The sequence below is a fragment of the Glaciimonas sp. GG7 genome, assembly GCF_052976905.1.
On the sequence record NZ_JBRIIQ010000022.1, the window covers coordinates 1 to 17,129 of the forward strand.

General features: G+C 50.8%; 15 protein-coding genes and 1 pseudogene. 11 read left to right on the top strand and 5 right to left on the bottom strand.

Translation table 11 applies throughout. The features are described 5' to 3' along the window. The 6 genes and pseudogenes from ACVBEF_RS07635 to lpxC all read left to right on the top strand — a co-directional run. Positions 1-462: pseudogene (locus tag ACVBEF_RS07635) on the top strand (hypothetical protein); the annotation flags it as partial. Positions 463-542: 80 nt separating this feature from the next. After that, positions 543-1,310: a cell division protein FtsQ/DivIB gene (locus ACVBEF_RS07640; protein WP_447123344.1), complete on the top strand. Its 768-nt coding sequence runs from the start codon at positions 543-545 to the stop codon at positions 1,308-1,310. A 10-nt stretch (positions 1,311-1,320) separates the two neighbouring features. Continuing rightward, positions 1,321-2,553 (top strand): cell division protein FtsA, encoded by a 1,233-nt coding sequence (gene ftsA, locus ACVBEF_RS07645; RefSeq protein ID WP_447123345.1) that lies wholly within the window; start codon positions 1,321-1,323, stop codon positions 2,551-2,553. A 170-nt stretch (positions 2,554-2,723) separates the two neighbouring features. After that, entirely contained in the window at positions 2,724-3,923 is a 1,200-nt protein-coding gene (gene ftsZ, locus ACVBEF_RS07650) for a cell division protein FtsZ (RefSeq protein WP_447123346.1), read from the top strand. A gap of 215 nt (positions 3,924-4,138) precedes the next feature. Beyond that, positions 4,139-4,642 (top strand): redoxin family protein, encoded by a 504-nt coding sequence (locus tag ACVBEF_RS07655; RefSeq protein ID WP_447123347.1) that lies wholly within the window; start codon positions 4,139-4,141, stop codon positions 4,640-4,642. A gap of 189 nt (positions 4,643-4,831) precedes the next feature. Continuing rightward, on the top strand, positions 4,832-5,767 hold the full coding sequence (lpxC, locus tag ACVBEF_RS07660) for a UDP-3-O-acyl-N-acetylglucosamine deacetylase (protein WP_447123348.1): 936 nt from the start codon (positions 4,832-4,834) through the stop codon (positions 5,765-5,767). Between the two features lie 328 nt (positions 5,768-6,095). Here the strand turns inward: lpxC and ACVBEF_RS07665 are convergent, their stop codons facing one another. Together ACVBEF_RS07665 and ACVBEF_RS07670 are read right to left on the bottom strand one after the other, a co-directional pair. After that, a complete protein-coding gene (locus ACVBEF_RS07665) occupies positions 6,096-7,133 on the bottom strand; it encodes a DNA cytosine methyltransferase (RefSeq protein WP_447123349.1) in 1,038 nt (345 codons plus the stop codon). Between the two features lie 9 nt (positions 7,134-7,142). Then, positions 7,143-8,969, bottom strand: coding sequence for an AAA family ATPase (locus ACVBEF_RS07670; RefSeq protein ID WP_447123350.1), 1,827 nt, complete (start codon positions 8,967-8,969; stop codon positions 7,143-7,145). Between the two features lie 44 nt (positions 8,970-9,013). Here ACVBEF_RS07670 and ACVBEF_RS07675 point away from each other — a divergent pair, with 44 nt between their 5' ends. After that, positions 9,014-9,316, top strand: a complete 303-nt coding sequence (locus ACVBEF_RS07675; RefSeq protein ID WP_447123351.1) for a transposase — start codon at positions 9,014-9,016, stop codon at positions 9,314-9,316. Between the two features lie 211 nt (positions 9,317-9,527). On the opposite strand, the gene ACVBEF_RS07680 is transcribed toward ACVBEF_RS07675, so the two are convergent. Further along, positions 9,528-10,046, bottom strand: a complete 519-nt coding sequence (locus ACVBEF_RS07680; protein ID WP_447123352.1) for a hypothetical protein — start codon at positions 10,044-10,046, stop codon at positions 9,528-9,530. A gap of 381 nt (positions 10,047-10,427) precedes the next feature. On the opposite strand from ACVBEF_RS07680, the gene secA reads away from it, so the two are divergent. From secA to ACVBEF_RS07700, 4 genes are all read left to right on the top strand, one after another. After that, positions 10,428-13,193, top strand: coding sequence for a preprotein translocase subunit SecA (gene secA / locus ACVBEF_RS07685; RefSeq protein ID WP_447123353.1), 2,766 nt, complete (start codon positions 10,428-10,430; stop codon positions 13,191-13,193). Between the two features lie 338 nt (positions 13,194-13,531). Then, positions 13,532-14,770 (top strand): bifunctional glutamate N-acetyltransferase/amino-acid acetyltransferase ArgJ, encoded by a 1,239-nt coding sequence (gene argJ / locus ACVBEF_RS07690; RefSeq protein ID WP_447123354.1) that lies wholly within the window; start codon positions 13,532-13,534, stop codon positions 14,768-14,770. A 25-nt stretch (positions 14,771-14,795) separates the two neighbouring features. Further along, positions 14,796-15,683, top strand: a complete 888-nt coding sequence (locus ACVBEF_RS07695) for an ATP-binding protein (RefSeq protein ID WP_447123380.1) — start codon at positions 14,796-14,798, stop codon at positions 15,681-15,683. Beyond that, the gene (locus ACVBEF_RS07700; protein ID WP_447123355.1) at positions 15,680-16,102 is read left to right on the top strand and encodes an NUDIX domain-containing protein; all 423 of its coding nucleotides are present in this window, start codon (positions 15,680-15,682) and stop codon (positions 16,100-16,102) included. The genes ACVBEF_RS07695 and ACVBEF_RS07700 overlap by 4 nt, the downstream gene beginning before the upstream one ends. Here the strand turns inward: ACVBEF_RS07700 and yacG are convergent. Beyond that, positions 16,099-16,287, bottom strand: a complete 189-nt coding sequence (gene yacG / locus ACVBEF_RS07705) for a DNA gyrase inhibitor YacG (RefSeq protein ID WP_447123381.1) — start codon at positions 16,285-16,287, stop codon at positions 16,099-16,101. The two genes, ACVBEF_RS07700 and yacG, sit on opposite strands and share 4 nt — an antisense overlap. Before the next feature lie 32 nt (positions 16,288-16,319). Continuing rightward, positions 16,320-17,075, bottom strand: a complete 756-nt coding sequence (zapD, locus tag ACVBEF_RS07710) for a cell division protein ZapD (RefSeq protein WP_447123356.1) — start codon at positions 17,073-17,075, stop codon at positions 16,320-16,322. Between the last annotated feature and the right edge of the window lie 54 nt (positions 17,076-17,129).

Consider the following 17,129-nt stretch of genomic DNA (forward strand, 5'->3'; position numbering starts at 1 on the left):
CAGTCGGTGATAGCTTCTCTAAGCGCCCGGTTCATCGAGCACGAATCGATATTGACTGTGCCGGTGCTGGGCGCAGGCCGGAATGCACGCGCGCTACCAATCATTGAGATCCGCGCACCGGATGGCAACTACGATTATCAGCATAAATATTTTACTGACGACACTAAATATTTATGTCCGGCACCACTCGATGACGCATTGACCAAGCGGATACAGGCGTTGGCGGTGCAGGCATTCAATGCGATTGGTTGTAAAGGCTGGGCGCGAGTTGATTTCATGTTGCGTGCCAGCGATAACGCCCCATTTTTGCTGGAAATTAATACCTCCCCCGGCATGACGAGTCATTCGCTCGTGCCGATGTCGGCAAAGCAGGCTGGATCAAGTTATGAGAAGTTGTGTGTCGAGATATTGACGTTGGCAGCGCTGGAATTGAAGCCGTCCGGAGATTGGACACCCAACTGAGTCGTCCGAAATAACGCCGCCGAACAATTTATTCATGCGCAGTAAGCATGGTGCAAGTACTAGTAATAAAGATAGCAACTATGTGGCAAGACATCAAAATATTGAACGCAACATCAAATGCCTTGTTTGGGCTGGTTGCGCTCGTCTTGTTTGCATCCGGCCTGTGGTGGCTGGCGCAGCGCCCGATGTTTACGCTGAAGGTGATTCGGGTTGAAGGTATAGAGCAAAGTGAACTGCGTCGGGTTAATCCTTTGACTATCCGGGCCGGTGCATTGCCGCGGATTAAGGGTAATTTTTTCACCACGAATCTGGATTCAGTGCGGGTGGCGTTTGAGTCTGTTCCGTGGGTACGTAAAGCCTCGGTGCAGCGTCAATGGCCGAATCAATTAGTCGTCACGGTTGAGGAACATCAGCCGCTTGGCACGTGGGATGCCGATGGGCGTTTGTTGTCGGCCAAAGGCGATTTGTTTATCGCCAATCTGGACGAGGCTGAAGAGGATGGCGATTTGCTGAAATTTGGCGGCCCCATTGGCAGTGAAAAAGATGTTCTGGCACGTTTTGCGGATTTTCAGCAATGGTTTGCCCCGTTGAAGTTAAAGCCCGTTGATGTGGAATTATCAGCGCGCTATGCATGGAGTGTGAAGCTCGATAACGGTATGACTGTGGAATTAGGAAGAGAACGAAGCAAGACCATTCTGCATGAGCGGGTTGAGCGTCTGACAGAGATTTATCCACAGTTGCAAGCGCGTTTGCAGGATCGAATTGAAAGTGTGGATATGCGTTATCCGAATGGTCTGGCGTTAAAGGCGAGTGGCCTTAATGTCGGATTGGGAAATAAAAAAAAATAAGCGGAACAATATGACTAAAGACGCAAAAAATTTGATCGTCGGCCTCGACATCGGTACCTCCAAAGTGGTGGCGGTAGTGGCTGAAATTCTTCCTGACGGACGACATGAAGTGATCGGTCTCGGTCAGCATGAATCGAAGGGGCTAAAGAAGGGGGTCGTGGTGAATATTGAAGCGACGGTGGAGTCGATTCAGCGTGCGCTGGAAGAGGCTGAGCTGATGGCCGACTGCAAGATTCGCAATGTCTACACGGGCATTGCTGGCAGCCATATTCGCAGCTTTAATTCCAGCGGCATGGTGGCGATTAAGGACAAAGAAGTGACGGCGGCGGACGTCTCGCGGGTGATTGAAACGGCGAAAGCTGTCAACATTCCGACCGATCAGCAATTGCTGCATACCGTGCCGCAAGAATTTATTGTCGACAGCCAGGAAGATGTACGCGAACCGATCGGCATGAGCGGTATCCGCCTTGAAGTCAAAGTGCATATCGTCACCGGCGCGGTGTCGGCGGTACAGAATATCGTCAAGTGCGTGCGTCGATGCGGACTCGAAGTGTCGGATTTGATTTTGCAGCCGATGGCCTCCGCTGATGCGGTGTTGACGCCGGATGAAAAAGAATTGGGCGTGGTCCTGGTCGATATTGGTGGCGGGACAACCGATGTGGCGGTGTTCACCGAAGGGGCGATTCGTCACACGGCAGTGATCCCGATTGCTGGCGATCAGATTACCAATGACATTGCGATGGCGTTGCGCACACCGACCGCCGAAGCGGAAGAAATCAAGTTGCGCTATGGCGTCGCTAAACAGATTCTGGCCGATCCGGGCGAGACCCTGGAAGTACCCGGTTTGGGTGACCGTGCTTCGCGCTCTTTGTCGCGCCAGGCGCTGGCAGCCGTGATCGAACCGCGGGTCGAAGAGTTGTTTGCATTGGTGCATCAAGTCGTGCGTGAGTCTGGGTATGAAGAGGTGCTCTCGAGCGGGATTGTACTGACCGGTGGCTCGGCGTTGATGCCGGGCATGATTGAGTTGGCCGAAGATATTTTCTTGAAACCGGCACGCCTGGGGACGCCGCACTACAGCGGTCAATTGGCTGACGTGGTGCGTAGTCCGCGCTACTCAACCGTGCTGGGATTGTTGCTAGAGGCGAAAAAGCAGTATCTGCGCGGGTATATCGTGACCCGTCAGGAAGGTTCGGCGAAGGCGGTTTGGCAGCGGATGAAGGAATGGTTTTTAGGGAATTTTTAAGTGGGTGTTAGTAACAGGGTAAGTAGCAGATGGATTAGCACAGTATTTAAATTCGGTAAATGTAGTCAGGGTTATTTTTTGTTATTTATGTAACGCGCAGTTGTCAGTTGCCAGGCCTCGCACCGCGCGATGCCTTTTGACTGGAAACTGCAACTTTTTGAGGAAACATCATGGAAATCGATATGCTTGACAATGCAACGCTGGGTACCGTGATTAAAGTCGTTGGCGTGGGTGGCGCTGGCGGCAATGCGGTTCAGCATATGATCAATAAAGGTGTCTCAGGCGTCGAGTTTATCGTTGCCAATACGGATGCCCAGGCGCTCAAGAACTCCAAGGCGCATAACGTGATCCAGATCGGCGAAACTGGTTTGGGCGCGGGGATGAAACCGGCAATCGGTCGTCAACTGGCAGAAGAGTCCCGCACGCGTATTGAAGATGCACTACGCGGTGCGCACATGGTCTTCATCGCCGCCGGTATGGGCGGTGGTACTGGCACTGGCGCAGCGCCAGTGATCGCGCAGATTGCCCGAGAGCTGGGCGCGCTGACAGTGGCGGTGGTGTCCAAGCCATTTTCGTACGAAGGTCAGAAATGCATGGACCTCGCCGAAGAAGGACTGGAATTGCTGTCGCAAAATGTGGATTCGCTGATCATTATTCTTAACGAAAAACTTGAAGAGATTTATGAAGACGACAGCATGGTGGAGTGGCTCGAGCACGCCGATGACGTCCTCAATAATGCGGTTGCCGGCATTGCAGAAATCATTAACGTGCCAGGCCATATCAATGTCGATTTCAATGATGTGAAGACCATCATGGGTGAGCAGGGTAAGGCGATGATGGGAACTGCCACTGCGCACGGTGTAGACCGCGCGCGCCTGGCAGCCGAGCAAGCTGTTGCATCACCATTGCTCGATGGCATCGATCTGTCCGGCGCACGCGGCGTTCTGGTCAATGTCACAGCAAGCCGGAGTTTGAAGGGTAAGGAAATCAAAGAAGTCATGTCCACCGTGCGCGCGTTTGCCGCACCGGACGCATCGATTGCGCAGGGTATCGCGTACGACGAAACGATGGGCGATGATATCCGCGTGACCGTTGTCGCAACCGGCCTTGGCCGTGCGCGCAAATCGGTACAACTGGTGCAGCCGCAAATGCAGCGTACCGGAACCCATAACGAACCGGTGATGCAGCACGGTCACACCAGCATCAATTCTATGAATTCAGTCGGGCATGCTAGCTCTGCCGGATTTGGCGGAATGAAGGCTCCGGCGGTATGGCGTCGTGAATCGGCTTCTGATACTGTGCGGGCGCTGGAGAAGAATGGGATGGAAACTTATGACATTCCGGCTTTTCTGCGTAAGCAAGCTGACTAAGCAGGCGGACTAAGCAAGCCAACTAAGGCAATCGATCGCGAAGGTTCAGGCTCAGCAGAAATCGTTGTAACAGGGCATACTTCGGCTTCTACGCCGCGTCAATTTGGCGCGGCGTTTTTTTATATAAAATTACGTCAACAGTGATTTCCTGAGAGGTCAACATTCAGTGAGGTCACGTTAACTCCACAAAATCCATCAGATAAAAAGGACGCATCATGACAATCAAGATCGGCGACACCGTACCAGAAGGCCAATTAGCAGAGTTCATCGAAAACGAAACAGAAGGTTGTTCGCTTGGGCCGAATACGTTTAATGTCAGCGACTTAGTCAAAGGCAAGAAAATTGCCTTGTTCGCCGTACCAGGCGCATTTACGCCAACTTGCTCAGCCAAGCATTTGCCGGGCTATATCGCGCTCGCGGATCAATTCAAAGCTAAAGGCGTAGATGAAATTTGGGCCGTCTCAGTCAATGATGCATTTGTCATGGGCGCTTGGGGCCGCGACCAAAAAGCGACCGGTATCGTGCGGTTGTTGGCGGACGGTAACGCTGCCTTTGTGAAATCATTGGGTTTGGACGCAGACTTTGCCAAGTTCGGCATGGGTACGCGCTCGCAACGTTTTTCAGCATTGATCGATAATGGCGTGATTACACAATTGAACGTCGAACAAGGTGGCACATTTGAAGTGTCGAAAGCAGAAGTACTGTTGGCGCAAATGTAATATTGCACCGTAACCTTTTGGTTGCGTTGTTAATGTGCAATGAGAAAACGGCGCTGTATGCGCCGTTTTCTCATTGCAGCAGCAAGGGTGTAATAATTTACGCGTTAATACCCTCTGATCCGTCTTCTTTACCCCACAGTCGCAACACATCGTTACAGTCGCTTTTTCGGCCTCACTTATAATGACAACATGTTAAAACAACGCACCATCAAAAAAATCGTCAAAACCATTGGGATCGGCATGCACTCCGGCACCAAGGTTGAGCTGACCTTGCGCCCTGCTGCGGTCGATACCGGGATTGTTTTCCGACGTATCGACCTTGATCCGGTCATCGATTTTCCTGCTACGGCAACCGGCGTCGGCGACACGCGCATGGCCTCGGTTCTGGCCAAAGATGGTGAGCGGGTGTCAACGGTGGAACATTTGCTGTCGGCTTGCGCCGGACTTGGGATTGATAATTTATATGTGGACGTGACAGCGGAAGAGATTCCGATCATGGACGGCTCAGCCTCATCGTTTGTCTTTTTGATACAGCAAGCAGGTCTGGAAGAGCAGGGCGCGGCGAAAAAATTCATTCGCGTCAAAAAGACCGTGGAAGTGCGCGAAGGGCTGGGCGACAAAGAAAAATGGGCGCGGCTTGAGCCGTGCGACGGCTTTAAATTAAAGTTTTTTATTGAATTCAATCATCCTGCCATTGACGGCACGGGTCAGACTGCCGAGGTCGATTTCAGCATTGAGTCCTACGTCAAAGAAATCGCCCGTGCGCGGACATTTGGCTTTATGCAAGACGTAGAAACCTTGCGCGGGATGGGTTTGGCGCGTGGCGGTTCGCTGGAAAATGCGATCGTGATGGACGAGTATCGGATTTTGAATAGCGATGGCCTCCGTTATGAGAATGAATTTGTGCGTCACAAGATATTGGACGCCATCGGCGACTTATATCTGATCGGACATCCGTTGCTGGCAAGCTACACCGCGCATAAATCCGGGCATGCGATGAACAATCAGTTGTTGCGAGCGCTGTTGGCGCAGCCGGATGCCTATGAAATTGTCAGCTTTGATGATTTGGCGTTGGCACCTGATACTTATCAGCGGCAAGTAGGCCAGGAATGGGCCCTCAACTAATCCGGACTTCCGCAAAATCGCCCCAGCGGCGTTGTGCTTTCCTTCACGGTAAACATCAGACGTCTCCACCTGTTTATGTACTTCTCAGTACATACTTCTAATTTTTACATCAGAGGGAGATGGCATACAAAGAAGTCGTCAATAGGACGTCGAGAAACCTGTGATCGACATGTGAAGGCATGGTAATTAAGTGGTCTGTCGAAGAAACATGGTACACAACAGGGACTCAGTGCTACCACGTTTCATGGTTGTGTCAAGCTTAAGCGGTGTTTTAAAAAGCTGTAAACGTCGAGTTCACATGCGAAAAGCTTTAATTTTGCAGTATCACCTACAACAACCCGGATGAATGATTCCAGATTGCCTGTCCAACGCTTTGAGCCATTAGTGGAGGAACGGCGTTCCCTATCTGTTTCGCTCTGGAATTCAGACTGCCGTAAAAAACAAAGTTCTTCGGGAATGTTTGCAAGCATGCTGCTTCACGAACGCTTATTGCCCGGTCTTGATCGGGATGTCCAAATCTTCCATTGGAATAGCTAATGCAGCGTGTTGTGAGTCCCGCAGCCTGTTTGTTCCACGCCAGACGCCCATATACGTCAGTATGGCCAACATGGTTCTTGTGGCAGTCGAGTAACAGGTCTTTAGGCCAACTTTCACGTCCTCCGCCCTCTGGAGTGGACGCAATCCGAGCAAGATTCATCTTCGACAGCGCCGCCGCACGATGGCTAGGATCCTTGGCGTCAGTTTGACCAGCAACTAGTGGCGCGAGACCACCTATCCAGTCTCGGACCGTAGCATAGGGCTCCTCCTTGTCCGGACCATGTGTTGGCTCTGGTAGGCTAATATCAGCGCCTCGGCAAGCTAGCAAAACTAATCGTTCTCTAGTCTGCGGTACCCCGAACCACAGGGCAGGTAACACTCTTACGTCGAATTTATAGCCAAGTTTTTTCAGCAGCGACTTGAATGCTGGTAAAGGACCTTTGTTCCCCTTCAATTTTTGCATCCCAGGAACGTTCTCAATAAAAACATATTCTGGAAGCCAATGCTCGACAAAACGGCCAAATTCCGACAGTAAGCTTTTGCGCGGATCAATCTTGGCACGTTGACGATTTTGCTTTGAAAATGGCTGACATGGCGCGCATCCGCAGAAAAGCACAGGGCTATTGCGATTGGCCATCCATGGATCGAGTGCGCTGGTATCCAGCATCCGAATGTCGTCCTCGATAAACGCCGCACTCGGAAAGTTGTTCCGATATGTCTGAGCTGCGTCGTGATCGGCATCCAAGCCAAGGATGATATCGAGCCCGGCCTGTTGAAAACCACAACTCGTGCCGCCACACCCGGAGAAAAAATCGAAAACTTTTATCATCTGTGTATTTTATGTCAAAGATATGCCTGCCGTAGTGGCAAAGTCCAACAATTGCTTCTTTAGCAGCGCCAAATCTTGATGGTTTGCATCAATGGTAGCTAATCGTCTACGTTGCGTTCCTAATATCCCATTCGAATCAATTCTTTGGTAACTCGCGAGCCCCAACTCTTGTCGAGCTAATGCCTCGAATTTTGCTTTCGCATCGCCTGCAACGATAGCGTTCGTAGTTGCATCTGCTTCCATGTTGGCCCAAACGAATTCTTCAGGGATTTGACATCCGGGAAGGTAGCTGACATGGCTCCGAACCCAAGACATAAAATTTCGGCGCATATCGTTTTGCTGTTCAACGTTGCCACCACCGCTACCGCCATCGCTATGAAATTCGATATCAGCATCAGAAACTCGTTTTATTTCAGTCTTCAACATAGTCACTTCTGCCGAAGAAATCGTGGCTGGGTCGGGCATTTCTTGTGTTGGACGTTTATCGCCATCGAACAATACAAATAGTCTTTTTCGATTTTCACCTGCGTATATCGGCAAGTAATGTGACCACAGGGTTTGTGAGCCGCCGGGATAGTATCGGATATCGAAAATGTTAGCCGCAGCTTCTCCAGCCGGTATTAGCGACCTGCGAACAATCTCCGCAGCCAATATATCCTCAACAAGAACGGTGATTTTGTCGGAAACGGGCTCTCCCAAGTGAAAAAAAGCCTCCTCTGGAAGTGCCGATTGGCTTGAAAGCACTACCTTTCCTGAGGTGCTGTTCATCGAAAGAACTTTGATGGCGTCGGCAGGTAATTTCCTAACTACTGCTGGTGAGTGGGTGGAAATCACAACCTGATGATGGTGCTTTTTCACACAAGACGATAAAAAATCGATCAAGCGATCTTGCGCACCAGGATGCAAAGACACTTCCGGTTCATCTAAAAGGATCAACGATTGATCTTGAGCTTGCAACACGCTAGTTACTATCCGTACCACGGCGAATTCGCCGCTGCCAGCGAACGCTTCCGTGTATCGCAAACCAGAAACACGCATCTGGCAAGTATAGGCATCGCAATTGAAAAATGTATGCCTCACGAGTTTTATTTCGTCATATTTTCTGTCGAGGATACGTGAAATTTCTTTAATTTCCTCTGCGGACAATGAACGATTGTCCTCTTCGATTATTCGATCGCTTTTTCGATACATAAAAGCCGTTAGGCAATCATCCAAAACACGTTTCAGATGAGGTGCTCGCACCCGCACGAAATCTTTTTTGTTTTTTTCTGTATTTGGCTTTGAGCTAAGCTCACCATGATAAAAAAATTTATCATAAGCGCTCAATGCAGCTCGAAAATCAAGATATACGACATTTTTCTTTATTGCGTTCCATCGTGTTTTAGATCGCCCTTCAGGGACGGACTGGCCCACGGCGATTTTTTTGAGCGGCTCCATTCCATAGCTAATAAGAGGTCGTGATGGTTCCCAATAATCTGGGTCCTTGTCTTTTTTAATTCTAGCTTTGATGACTTCTACTATTTTCTTCTCAGTTGCGTTCCAGTAGCCATATATAAAACAATTGGCGCGCTCTCCTGTTTCCTCTATAGGATCAATCGACGTCGAGAACCAGAAATTTCCTAAGTTGTTGAAACCTGGTGCTCCATATAAGGCTCGCAAAATCGAGGTTTTATTTGTTCCATTCGCCCCGACCAACGCAGTGATCGGATAAGTGAACTCCACTACAGTATTGGCAGCAAGATTCTTGTATTGTGGGAATCTGATGTGACCAATGAATGGTTCCAGCTTTCGAGCAGCGAGCAACGCGCGAAGTTGGGTTTCTTGGAGAGAGGCCATGTAGGAGGTGCAATCGTTAATGTTGTATAAATATATTGTAGCAAATGCGCAACTACGCAATAGAAGAAAGTGATCGCTACCTAACGAGATATTCGGCGCTTCCTTCTGGCGGCTTAAGCGATGAACAGTGGGAGGAAATAAAAGGGCTCTTGGTCCAGACGACAGGAGATGTCGGTGCGACAGCGAAAGACAATCTTTTATTTGCTGAGGCGGGGCTGTATCGCTATCTTTCAGAGATATCGTGGCGCGATTTGCCGGAGCGCTTTGGTTTGTGGAAAGCGGTTCATACGTCCTTTAGTCGTTGGGCTGTGGCTGGTGTTTGGAAGAAGGTATTTGATTACTTATAGCAAGCCGCAGATAACGAGTCCGCGATGTATAGTATTAGCCCCTCAACATAGCGCGGGCATGGGTGTTCAGAAAAGAGATGTGTGAAGCGATTGGTCGTTTCAGCGATGGACTGTCTGTGTAGGAACGACTTGCTGGGGTGGTTTTGCAAAAGTCCTGATTTTTGTGACAGTTGAGCTGATGTCAAAATCCGGTATTCTGATTTTTCTTATCTCAATTTCGTTCCGACTCTTCCTTATACCGCCTCATCATCGTCGCAAGGGCAGCTTTCAGTGCCTCGTTGCGTGGCGATGCCTCCAATGATCTGGCCAGATCCGCAAAGGCAGAAACCGCATGCGGCGTAAGGCTGAATTGTTTTACTGGCGTCAACTTTTGGAGTTTTTGGCTGACCTGAACCTTGATCCGAATGCCATTGATCTGCCAGTTTTCTGCCATCAAATAATTCTGAAGCTTCGGTAATTGCTGTTTCAGTTTGGTCGCCAAAGCTGCATTAGGGGCAGACAATACTAGTTGTCCCGCCTCAAAATGCAATACTTCGCAGGCCTCAAACATATCTGGCAGTCCGGCAGCGCATTGTTTTTGGAGTGCAGCCATCCGGGTGAGGGTAGGCAACAAAGCGGCCATTTTGTCGTTGCCGCGCAAAAAATCGGAGGCATCGCGTGATATTGCTCGGGAGGACTTTGTGCCTGCCGTGGCTTGCACAAAAGAAGAGGAGAAGGAGAGTTTACGCATGATGACGAAACCTTATCACACCTGTCGGTGACGGGCTAAGAAACCTGTTGGCGCAGGAAAGTGACAAAATTAAGTGTCAAATGAATATTTTTTATGAATTTGCTCCTACCATAAACCGATTCGCCTCAACAAATTGAATAAGCGAGCATTGTTTCCTGATGCATAAGCCCAATCTGTCGAGTCTCGCATGATAAAATCTGCCGATTAATTAGTCTTAGTCTGGCTGTAGGCTTGCCTTTCCAGATGGATGAACTTTTTTGTTTGTTTCGCTTTCCTTATTTTCTAAGGCCCACGTTTTGTTTTTATGTTGATGCTTAATATGAAAATATTGTTCGTGTGGAACCGCGAAATACCTCCGATACCTTTTTTAGAATCCCAAGCATGTCATTACTGACTCAGATTTTCGGTAGCCGCAACCAGCGACTGCTCAAGCAATACCAAAAAACTGTAAGCCAAATCAACGGCCTTGAGCCGGCAATGGAAAAATTGACCGACGATCAGTTACAAGCTAAAACTCCGGAATTCAAAAGCCGCATCGCCAATGGCGAAAAGCTCGACGCGATGCTGCCGGAAGTATTTGCGGTGTGTCGTGAGGCTGCCAGGCGGGTTCTGAAGATGCGGCACTTCGATGTGCAGCTCATCGGCGGCATGGTGCTGCATTACGGCAAGATTGCCGAAATGGGCACAGGCGAAGGTAAGACGTTGATGGCGACGTTACCAGCGTATCTGAATGCCCTGGCTGGCAAGGGTGTGCATGTCGTGACCGTCAATGACTATCTGGCGCAGCGCGATGCCGAATGGATGGGGCGGTTGTATGGCTGGCTTGGTCTGACTACCGGCGTGAATTTGTCGGCAGTCGAGCACGACGACAAGCAAATTGCGTATGCCGCCGATATTACTTACGGGACCAATAACGAATTCGGCTTTGATTATTTGCGCGATAACATGGTCTTCGAAGCGCGGGACCGGGTCCAGCGCGCTCTGAACTTCGCTATCGTCGATGAAGTGGACTCGATTTTGATCGATGAAGCGCGTACGCCGCTGATTATTTCCGGTCAGGCCGAAAATCATACCGATCTCTATTTGAAAATCAACTCCGTGCCGCCGTTGCTGACCATGCAAATCGGTGAAGAAACGCCGGATGGTAAAGGCAAAGTTGAGGTTCCTGGCGACTACACCAAGGATGAGAAAGCCCATCAGGTTCTGCTGACCGAAGCCGGGCACGAAAAAGCGGAGCAAATCCTCACCAGCATGGGATTGCTGGCCGAAGGCGCATCCTTGTATGACGCTGCCAATATCAGCCTCATTCACCATTTGTACGCAGCCTTACGTGCGCATTCGCTGTATCACAAAGACCAGCATTATGTCGTCCAAAACAACGAAGTCGTCATCGTTGATGAGTTTACCGGACGGATGATGAACGGACGGCGCTGGTCGGACGGTTTGCATCAGGCGGTTGAAGCCAAAGAGGGTGTGAAGGTTCAGAACGAGAATCAAACGCTGGCATCGATTACTTTCCAGAACTATTTCCGGATGTACGGCAAATTGGCCGGTATGACCGGTACTGCTGACACTGAGGCTTACGAATTCCAGGAAATTTACGGTCTGGAAACCGTTGTGATCCCGCAAAATCGCCCGAATCAGCGTAAAGACAAGCAAGATCAGGTCTACAAGACCTCGATGGAAAAGTACAACGCCATGCTGATCGATATTCAGGATTGCTACGAGCGCGGACAGCCAGTGCTGGTGGGTACAACTTCTATCGAAAATTCAGAATTGCTATCGGGGATTTTGGCGAAAGCCAAATTGCCGCATAACGTGTTGAACGCCAAACAACATGCGCGTGAAGCAGAAATCATTGCGCAAGCGGGTAGCCCGAAGGCAATCACCATCGCCACCAACATGGCGGGTCGCGGAACCGATATCGTGCTGGGCGGCAACGTAGAAAAACAAATCCAGTTTATTGAAGCGAACGATCAACTCAGCGATGCTGATAAGAAAGTGCAATCGGACAAGTTGGTCAATGAGTGGCAATCGCTGCACGATCACGTAACCAATGCAGGCGGTTTGCACATCATTGGTACAGAGCGGCACGAATCGCGCCGGGTCGATAATCAGTTACGCGGACGGGCTGCGCGTCAGGGCGATCCGGGATCATCGCGTTTCTATCTGTCATTGGACGATGCGCTGCTGCGGATTTTTGCTGGTGACCGCGTGCGTGCGATTATGGATCGCCTCAAGATGCCTGAAGGCGAGCCGATTGAGGCGGGCATCGTCTCTCGTTCGATTGAGTCGGCGCAACGCAAGGTAGAGGCCCGTAACTTTGATATTCGCAAGCAGTTGCTCGAGTACGATGACGTCGCCAACGATCAGCGCAAAGTGATTTATCAACAACGTAACGAGTTGCTGGAATCAACCGATGTTTCAGAGATGATCACTTCATTGCGTCACGGCGTATTGCAAGACACTTTCCGCACCTACGTGCCGGCTGAGTCTCTCGAAGAGCAATGGGATATTCCATCGCTGGAAGCGGCCCTCAACAATGACTTGCGTCTCGAAGTGCCCCTGGCGACTGTGTTGGAGGCAGAGCCCAATCTGACCGACGAGGAATTGCTCACCCGCGTGTTGACGACTGCAGATACGCAATACGCTGCCAAGTTGGACGTCGTCGGTAAAGAGTCGTTTGCCGGTTTTGAACGCAGTGTCATGTTGCAAAGCGTTGATAGCCATTGGCGCGAGCATCTGGCCGCACTCGATCATTTGCGTCAAGGTATCCATTTGCGCGGTTACGCACAAAAAAATCCAAAACAGGAATACAAGCGCGAAGCGTTTGAATTATTCGGCCAAATGCTCGACTTTATCAAAAATGAAGTGGTGCGCGTAGTGATGACGGTCCGCATCGAAAACCGCGAAGAGATTGCTGCGGCTGAGGACGAGTTGTCGCAATCACATCTGGAAAACGTGCATTATCAGCATGCCGAATTTAATCCGAATGCCGCTCCTGAAGATTTACTGGCACCGACTGCGCATCCAGAGTTTGTCCGACCGCCATCGTTGCTCGATACTGTGGCCAAAGTTGGTCGGAACGATCCTTGCCCTTGCGGAAGCGGGAAAAAGTACAAGCAATGTCACGGTCAGTTGTCTTAATATCGAAATAGTCATAAATAAAAACGGAGCCTGGAAACTGGCTCCGTTTTTTTTCGTAATATCACCCTGTTGCTGCGCCGGTTAGCTGATCAGTTATATACAGACTTCAAGCTTGAAATGCCTCGCGGCAGGTCAGGCATTGCCTTTGCTCTACTTCCCAAGTCATAGAAAGTCGTAAAAATGCACACTCTGCCGGTCCAACTGCGATTTCCAGGATCACTGAATTCACGCAAGTTACCGAGGCCGGTTTATCCGATTTAAAATAGCGACCTTCATCGATCGCCATTGCATCGTTGCAGATGCCGTTTTATTTTTCTCTTTCCCTCATTAGGACTCTCATGGCCGTCAATTCCCCCACCCCCGTTGCTTCTGATCTGAAACCCGTTGCCGGTATCGAACTCGGATTCACCGAGGCCGGTGTGCGCAAAGCGAATCGCAAGGATTTGTTGATCATGAAGCTCGCTCCAACGGCTACTGTCGCTGGCGTATTTACGTTGAATCGTTTCTGCGCGGCCCCGGTTCAGGTCAGCAAGGCGCATCTGGCGGCGGCGTTGACTACTGGCGAGCCGATTTGTGCGTTGGTCATCAATACCGGTAATGCGAACGCCGGGACTGGCGACGCAGGCCTGGCTGCCGCTAATGCGACTTGCGCCTCGTTAGCCGAGTTGATCGGTTGTACTGCTGCGCAGATTCTGCCGTTTTCAACCGGCGTGATTCTGGAGCCATTGCCAGTTGAGCGCATTCAAGCCGGTCTGCCGGGTGCACTACAGAACTTGCAGGCCGACAATTGGTTCAATGCAGCAGAAACCATCATGACCACCGATACGCAGCCGAAAGCCGCATCGCGCACCGTCATCATCGCTGGCAAGCCGGTAACGATGACCGGCATCAGTAAGGGGGCCGGGATGATCAAGCCGAATATGGCGACCATGCTCGGTTTTCTGGCGATGGATGCCACAGTCGCGCAGCCGGTGCTGGAGTGCCTGGTCAAGCAGGCTGCCGATCAGTCTTTTAATTGCATCACCATCGATGGCGATACCTCGACCAATGACGCGTTTATGCTGATCGCCACTGGCGTCGGTTCGTTAGAAGTCGATAGCGTTGACTCTCCCGAATATGTCGCGCTGGCAGCGGCGGTAACAGAGCTCTCCCAATTCCTGGCGCAATCGATTGTGCGCGACGGCGAGGGCGCCACTAAATTCATGACCATCACGGTAGAGGATGGTCTGAATGTGGAAGAGTGCCGCAAAATAGCCTATTCCATCGGCCATTCGCCGCTGGTGAAAACAGCATTTTTTGCGTCAGATCCTAATCTCGGACGGATTTTGGCGGCGATAGGCTACGCTGGCGTGGACGATCTCGATGTCAGCAAACTCAATCTGTATCTGGATGATGTCTGGGTTGCCAAAAATGGTGGGCGCAATGCCGATTACAAGGAAGCTGACGGTCAACGCGTCATGCAACAAAGCGAGATCACGGTACGCGTGAATCTGGCGCGCGGTGACGCTGCGGCCACGATCTGGACCTGCGATCTTTCGCATGAGTACGTGACGATCAATGCCGATTACCGCTCTTGATGAACAACGGGATGAATTGACTAACATGACCCAACTAGACCAATTTTTGATACGTGCAGAAGCCGTGCTGGCACGCTTAGAGGCAATTTTGCCTGACGCACATCCCGCCCCTGACTGGCAGGCGGCAACCGCTTTTCGCTGGCGTCAACGCAATAGCAATCAAGGTGGCGGATATCTGCAAGCCGTGCGTCATATGGCGAATATCGGTTTGTCCGATCTGCATAATATTGCCCGACAAAAGATGCAGATTGACCAAAATACGCGCCAGTTCGTTGATGGTAAGCCTGCCAACAATGTGTTGCTAACCGGCGCGCGTGGCACCGGTAAATCGTCGCTCATCAAGGCTTGCCTGAACCAATACGCCAGTGAGGGCCTGCGATTGATTGAGGTGGATAAAGATCATCTGGCCGATTTACCCGATATCGTTGATCTGGTCGCTGGCCGTGCTGAGCGCTTTATCATTTTTTGTGACGATTTGTCGTTTGAAGAAGGCGAGAGCGGATACAAGGCGCTCAAGGTGGCGCTCGACGGCAGTATCGCCGCCCAATCCGATAATGTGCTGATCTATGCGACGTCGAATCGGCGTCATTTGTTGCCGGAAAAAATGTCCGATAACGCATCCTACAAAACCACGGAAGATGGCGATTTGCATCCGGGCGAAACGGTCGAAGAGCGTATTTCACTCTCCGAGCGCTTCGGCTTATGGGTCTCGTTTTATCCCTTCAAGCAGGATGATTATCTGGAGATTGTTGCGCACTGGCTTGGTCATTTCGGTTGCAACGCTGAGCAGATTGCCGACGCCCATGGCGACGCGCTGCGCTGGGCGTTGCAGCGCGGTTCGCGCTCAGGCCGGGTAGCGTGGCAGTTTGCCAGGGATCATGCCGGGCGGATGACGTCACCCATTCAAGCATGACAGTTACGATGAATGTATCGCCATTGCCGATCGATGTTGCGGTCGGCATTTTGTTGCGCCCCAATGGCGACGTCTTGCTGGGTCAACGGCCAGAAGGCAAGCCTTACGCCGGTTATTGGGAGTTCCCCGGCGGCAAAGTTGAGCGCGGCGAAGCCATTTTCGCCGCCTTACAGCGGGAATTCATGGAAGAGTTAGGTGTTGAGATCATCACCGCCGAGCCATGGTGCGGCGTCCAGCATCAATATCCGCATGCCAACGTGCGCCTGCATTTTTACATCAGCAGAGAATGGCGCGGCGAGCCGCAAAGTCTGGAAGGACAGGCCTTCGCCTGGCAGGGTAGCGTCGCGGTAGAGCCGTTATTGGAGGCGACGATCCCGCTCATTGAATGGCTCGATCAATTACGGGGCAGCCTTATTTAGTGCTGTAATTTGCTGTCATCATCAATATCGTCCGGTGGATTGACCGCCGGAATCGTGTATTTCTCTTCGGCCCATGCGCCCAGATCAATTTGCTTGCAACGTTCAGAGCAAAAAGGCCGGAATTTGTTAGCCTCGGTCCATTCAACTTTTATGCCGCAGGTAGGGCAATCAACAATAGCCATAATATTCAAAAATCTTAAATCAAAAATTGCAGAGATTAAAAGTTGCAAAGAGTCAGTTCGAACGATACTTCGCCTTCGAAAGCCTTGGGTTTGAGGTCGCCGCCCTGAGACGTATAACGTATCCAGAGCATGTATTTGTTGGCGGAGATTTCAGGGATCGCTCCAAGCTCCTCATCGAGCACGATGCGCAACATCTGATACGACTTTCCTTGCAGCATTTGCTGGTAACTTCCGTTATCGGCGCTGATCTTGATCGGATTGCCGGTTTCGCGCAGTAGTCGCAAAACGATGCCGATGGCGTCAAATAAGGGTGCCAGCGGGGCGAACCAGCCCAAAATGTCGGCGTAGCGTTTTTCGGCCGAATGCTGTTGCCAGGCATAGTAAGAGGGAAGATCGAATTCGCACGCGCCACCGGGAATGATCGTGCGGCCACGGATACTCATTAGCCATTCGTTTTCACGGATATGCTGGCCGGTCTTGCCTTGCATGCCCATCAATGCGGTGCTGGTTTGGTCGAGCTCGAGCAAGATGGCGTCCAGCATCTGTGACTGGACATTGGGATTTGATCTGAAACCTAAAAGGGTTTGGCGTTGACGCTCCAGTTCTTGCAGGAGGTCTAGTTTTAAATCGGCACGTCCGGCCACTTCCAACATCTCAAAAATGGTCGATAACGCAATGTGATGCTGGAGGGGACTTTCCTGGCGGACGAAGAAAACAAATTTTTCGTGTAGATCTTCCAGCCGTAGCAACGTACGAATGCGCTCATTGAAAGGATATTCGTAGACGATCAAAATAACATCCCTTAGTGTGGTTGGCCGGATAAGACCTGATTCTGAACGATGCAA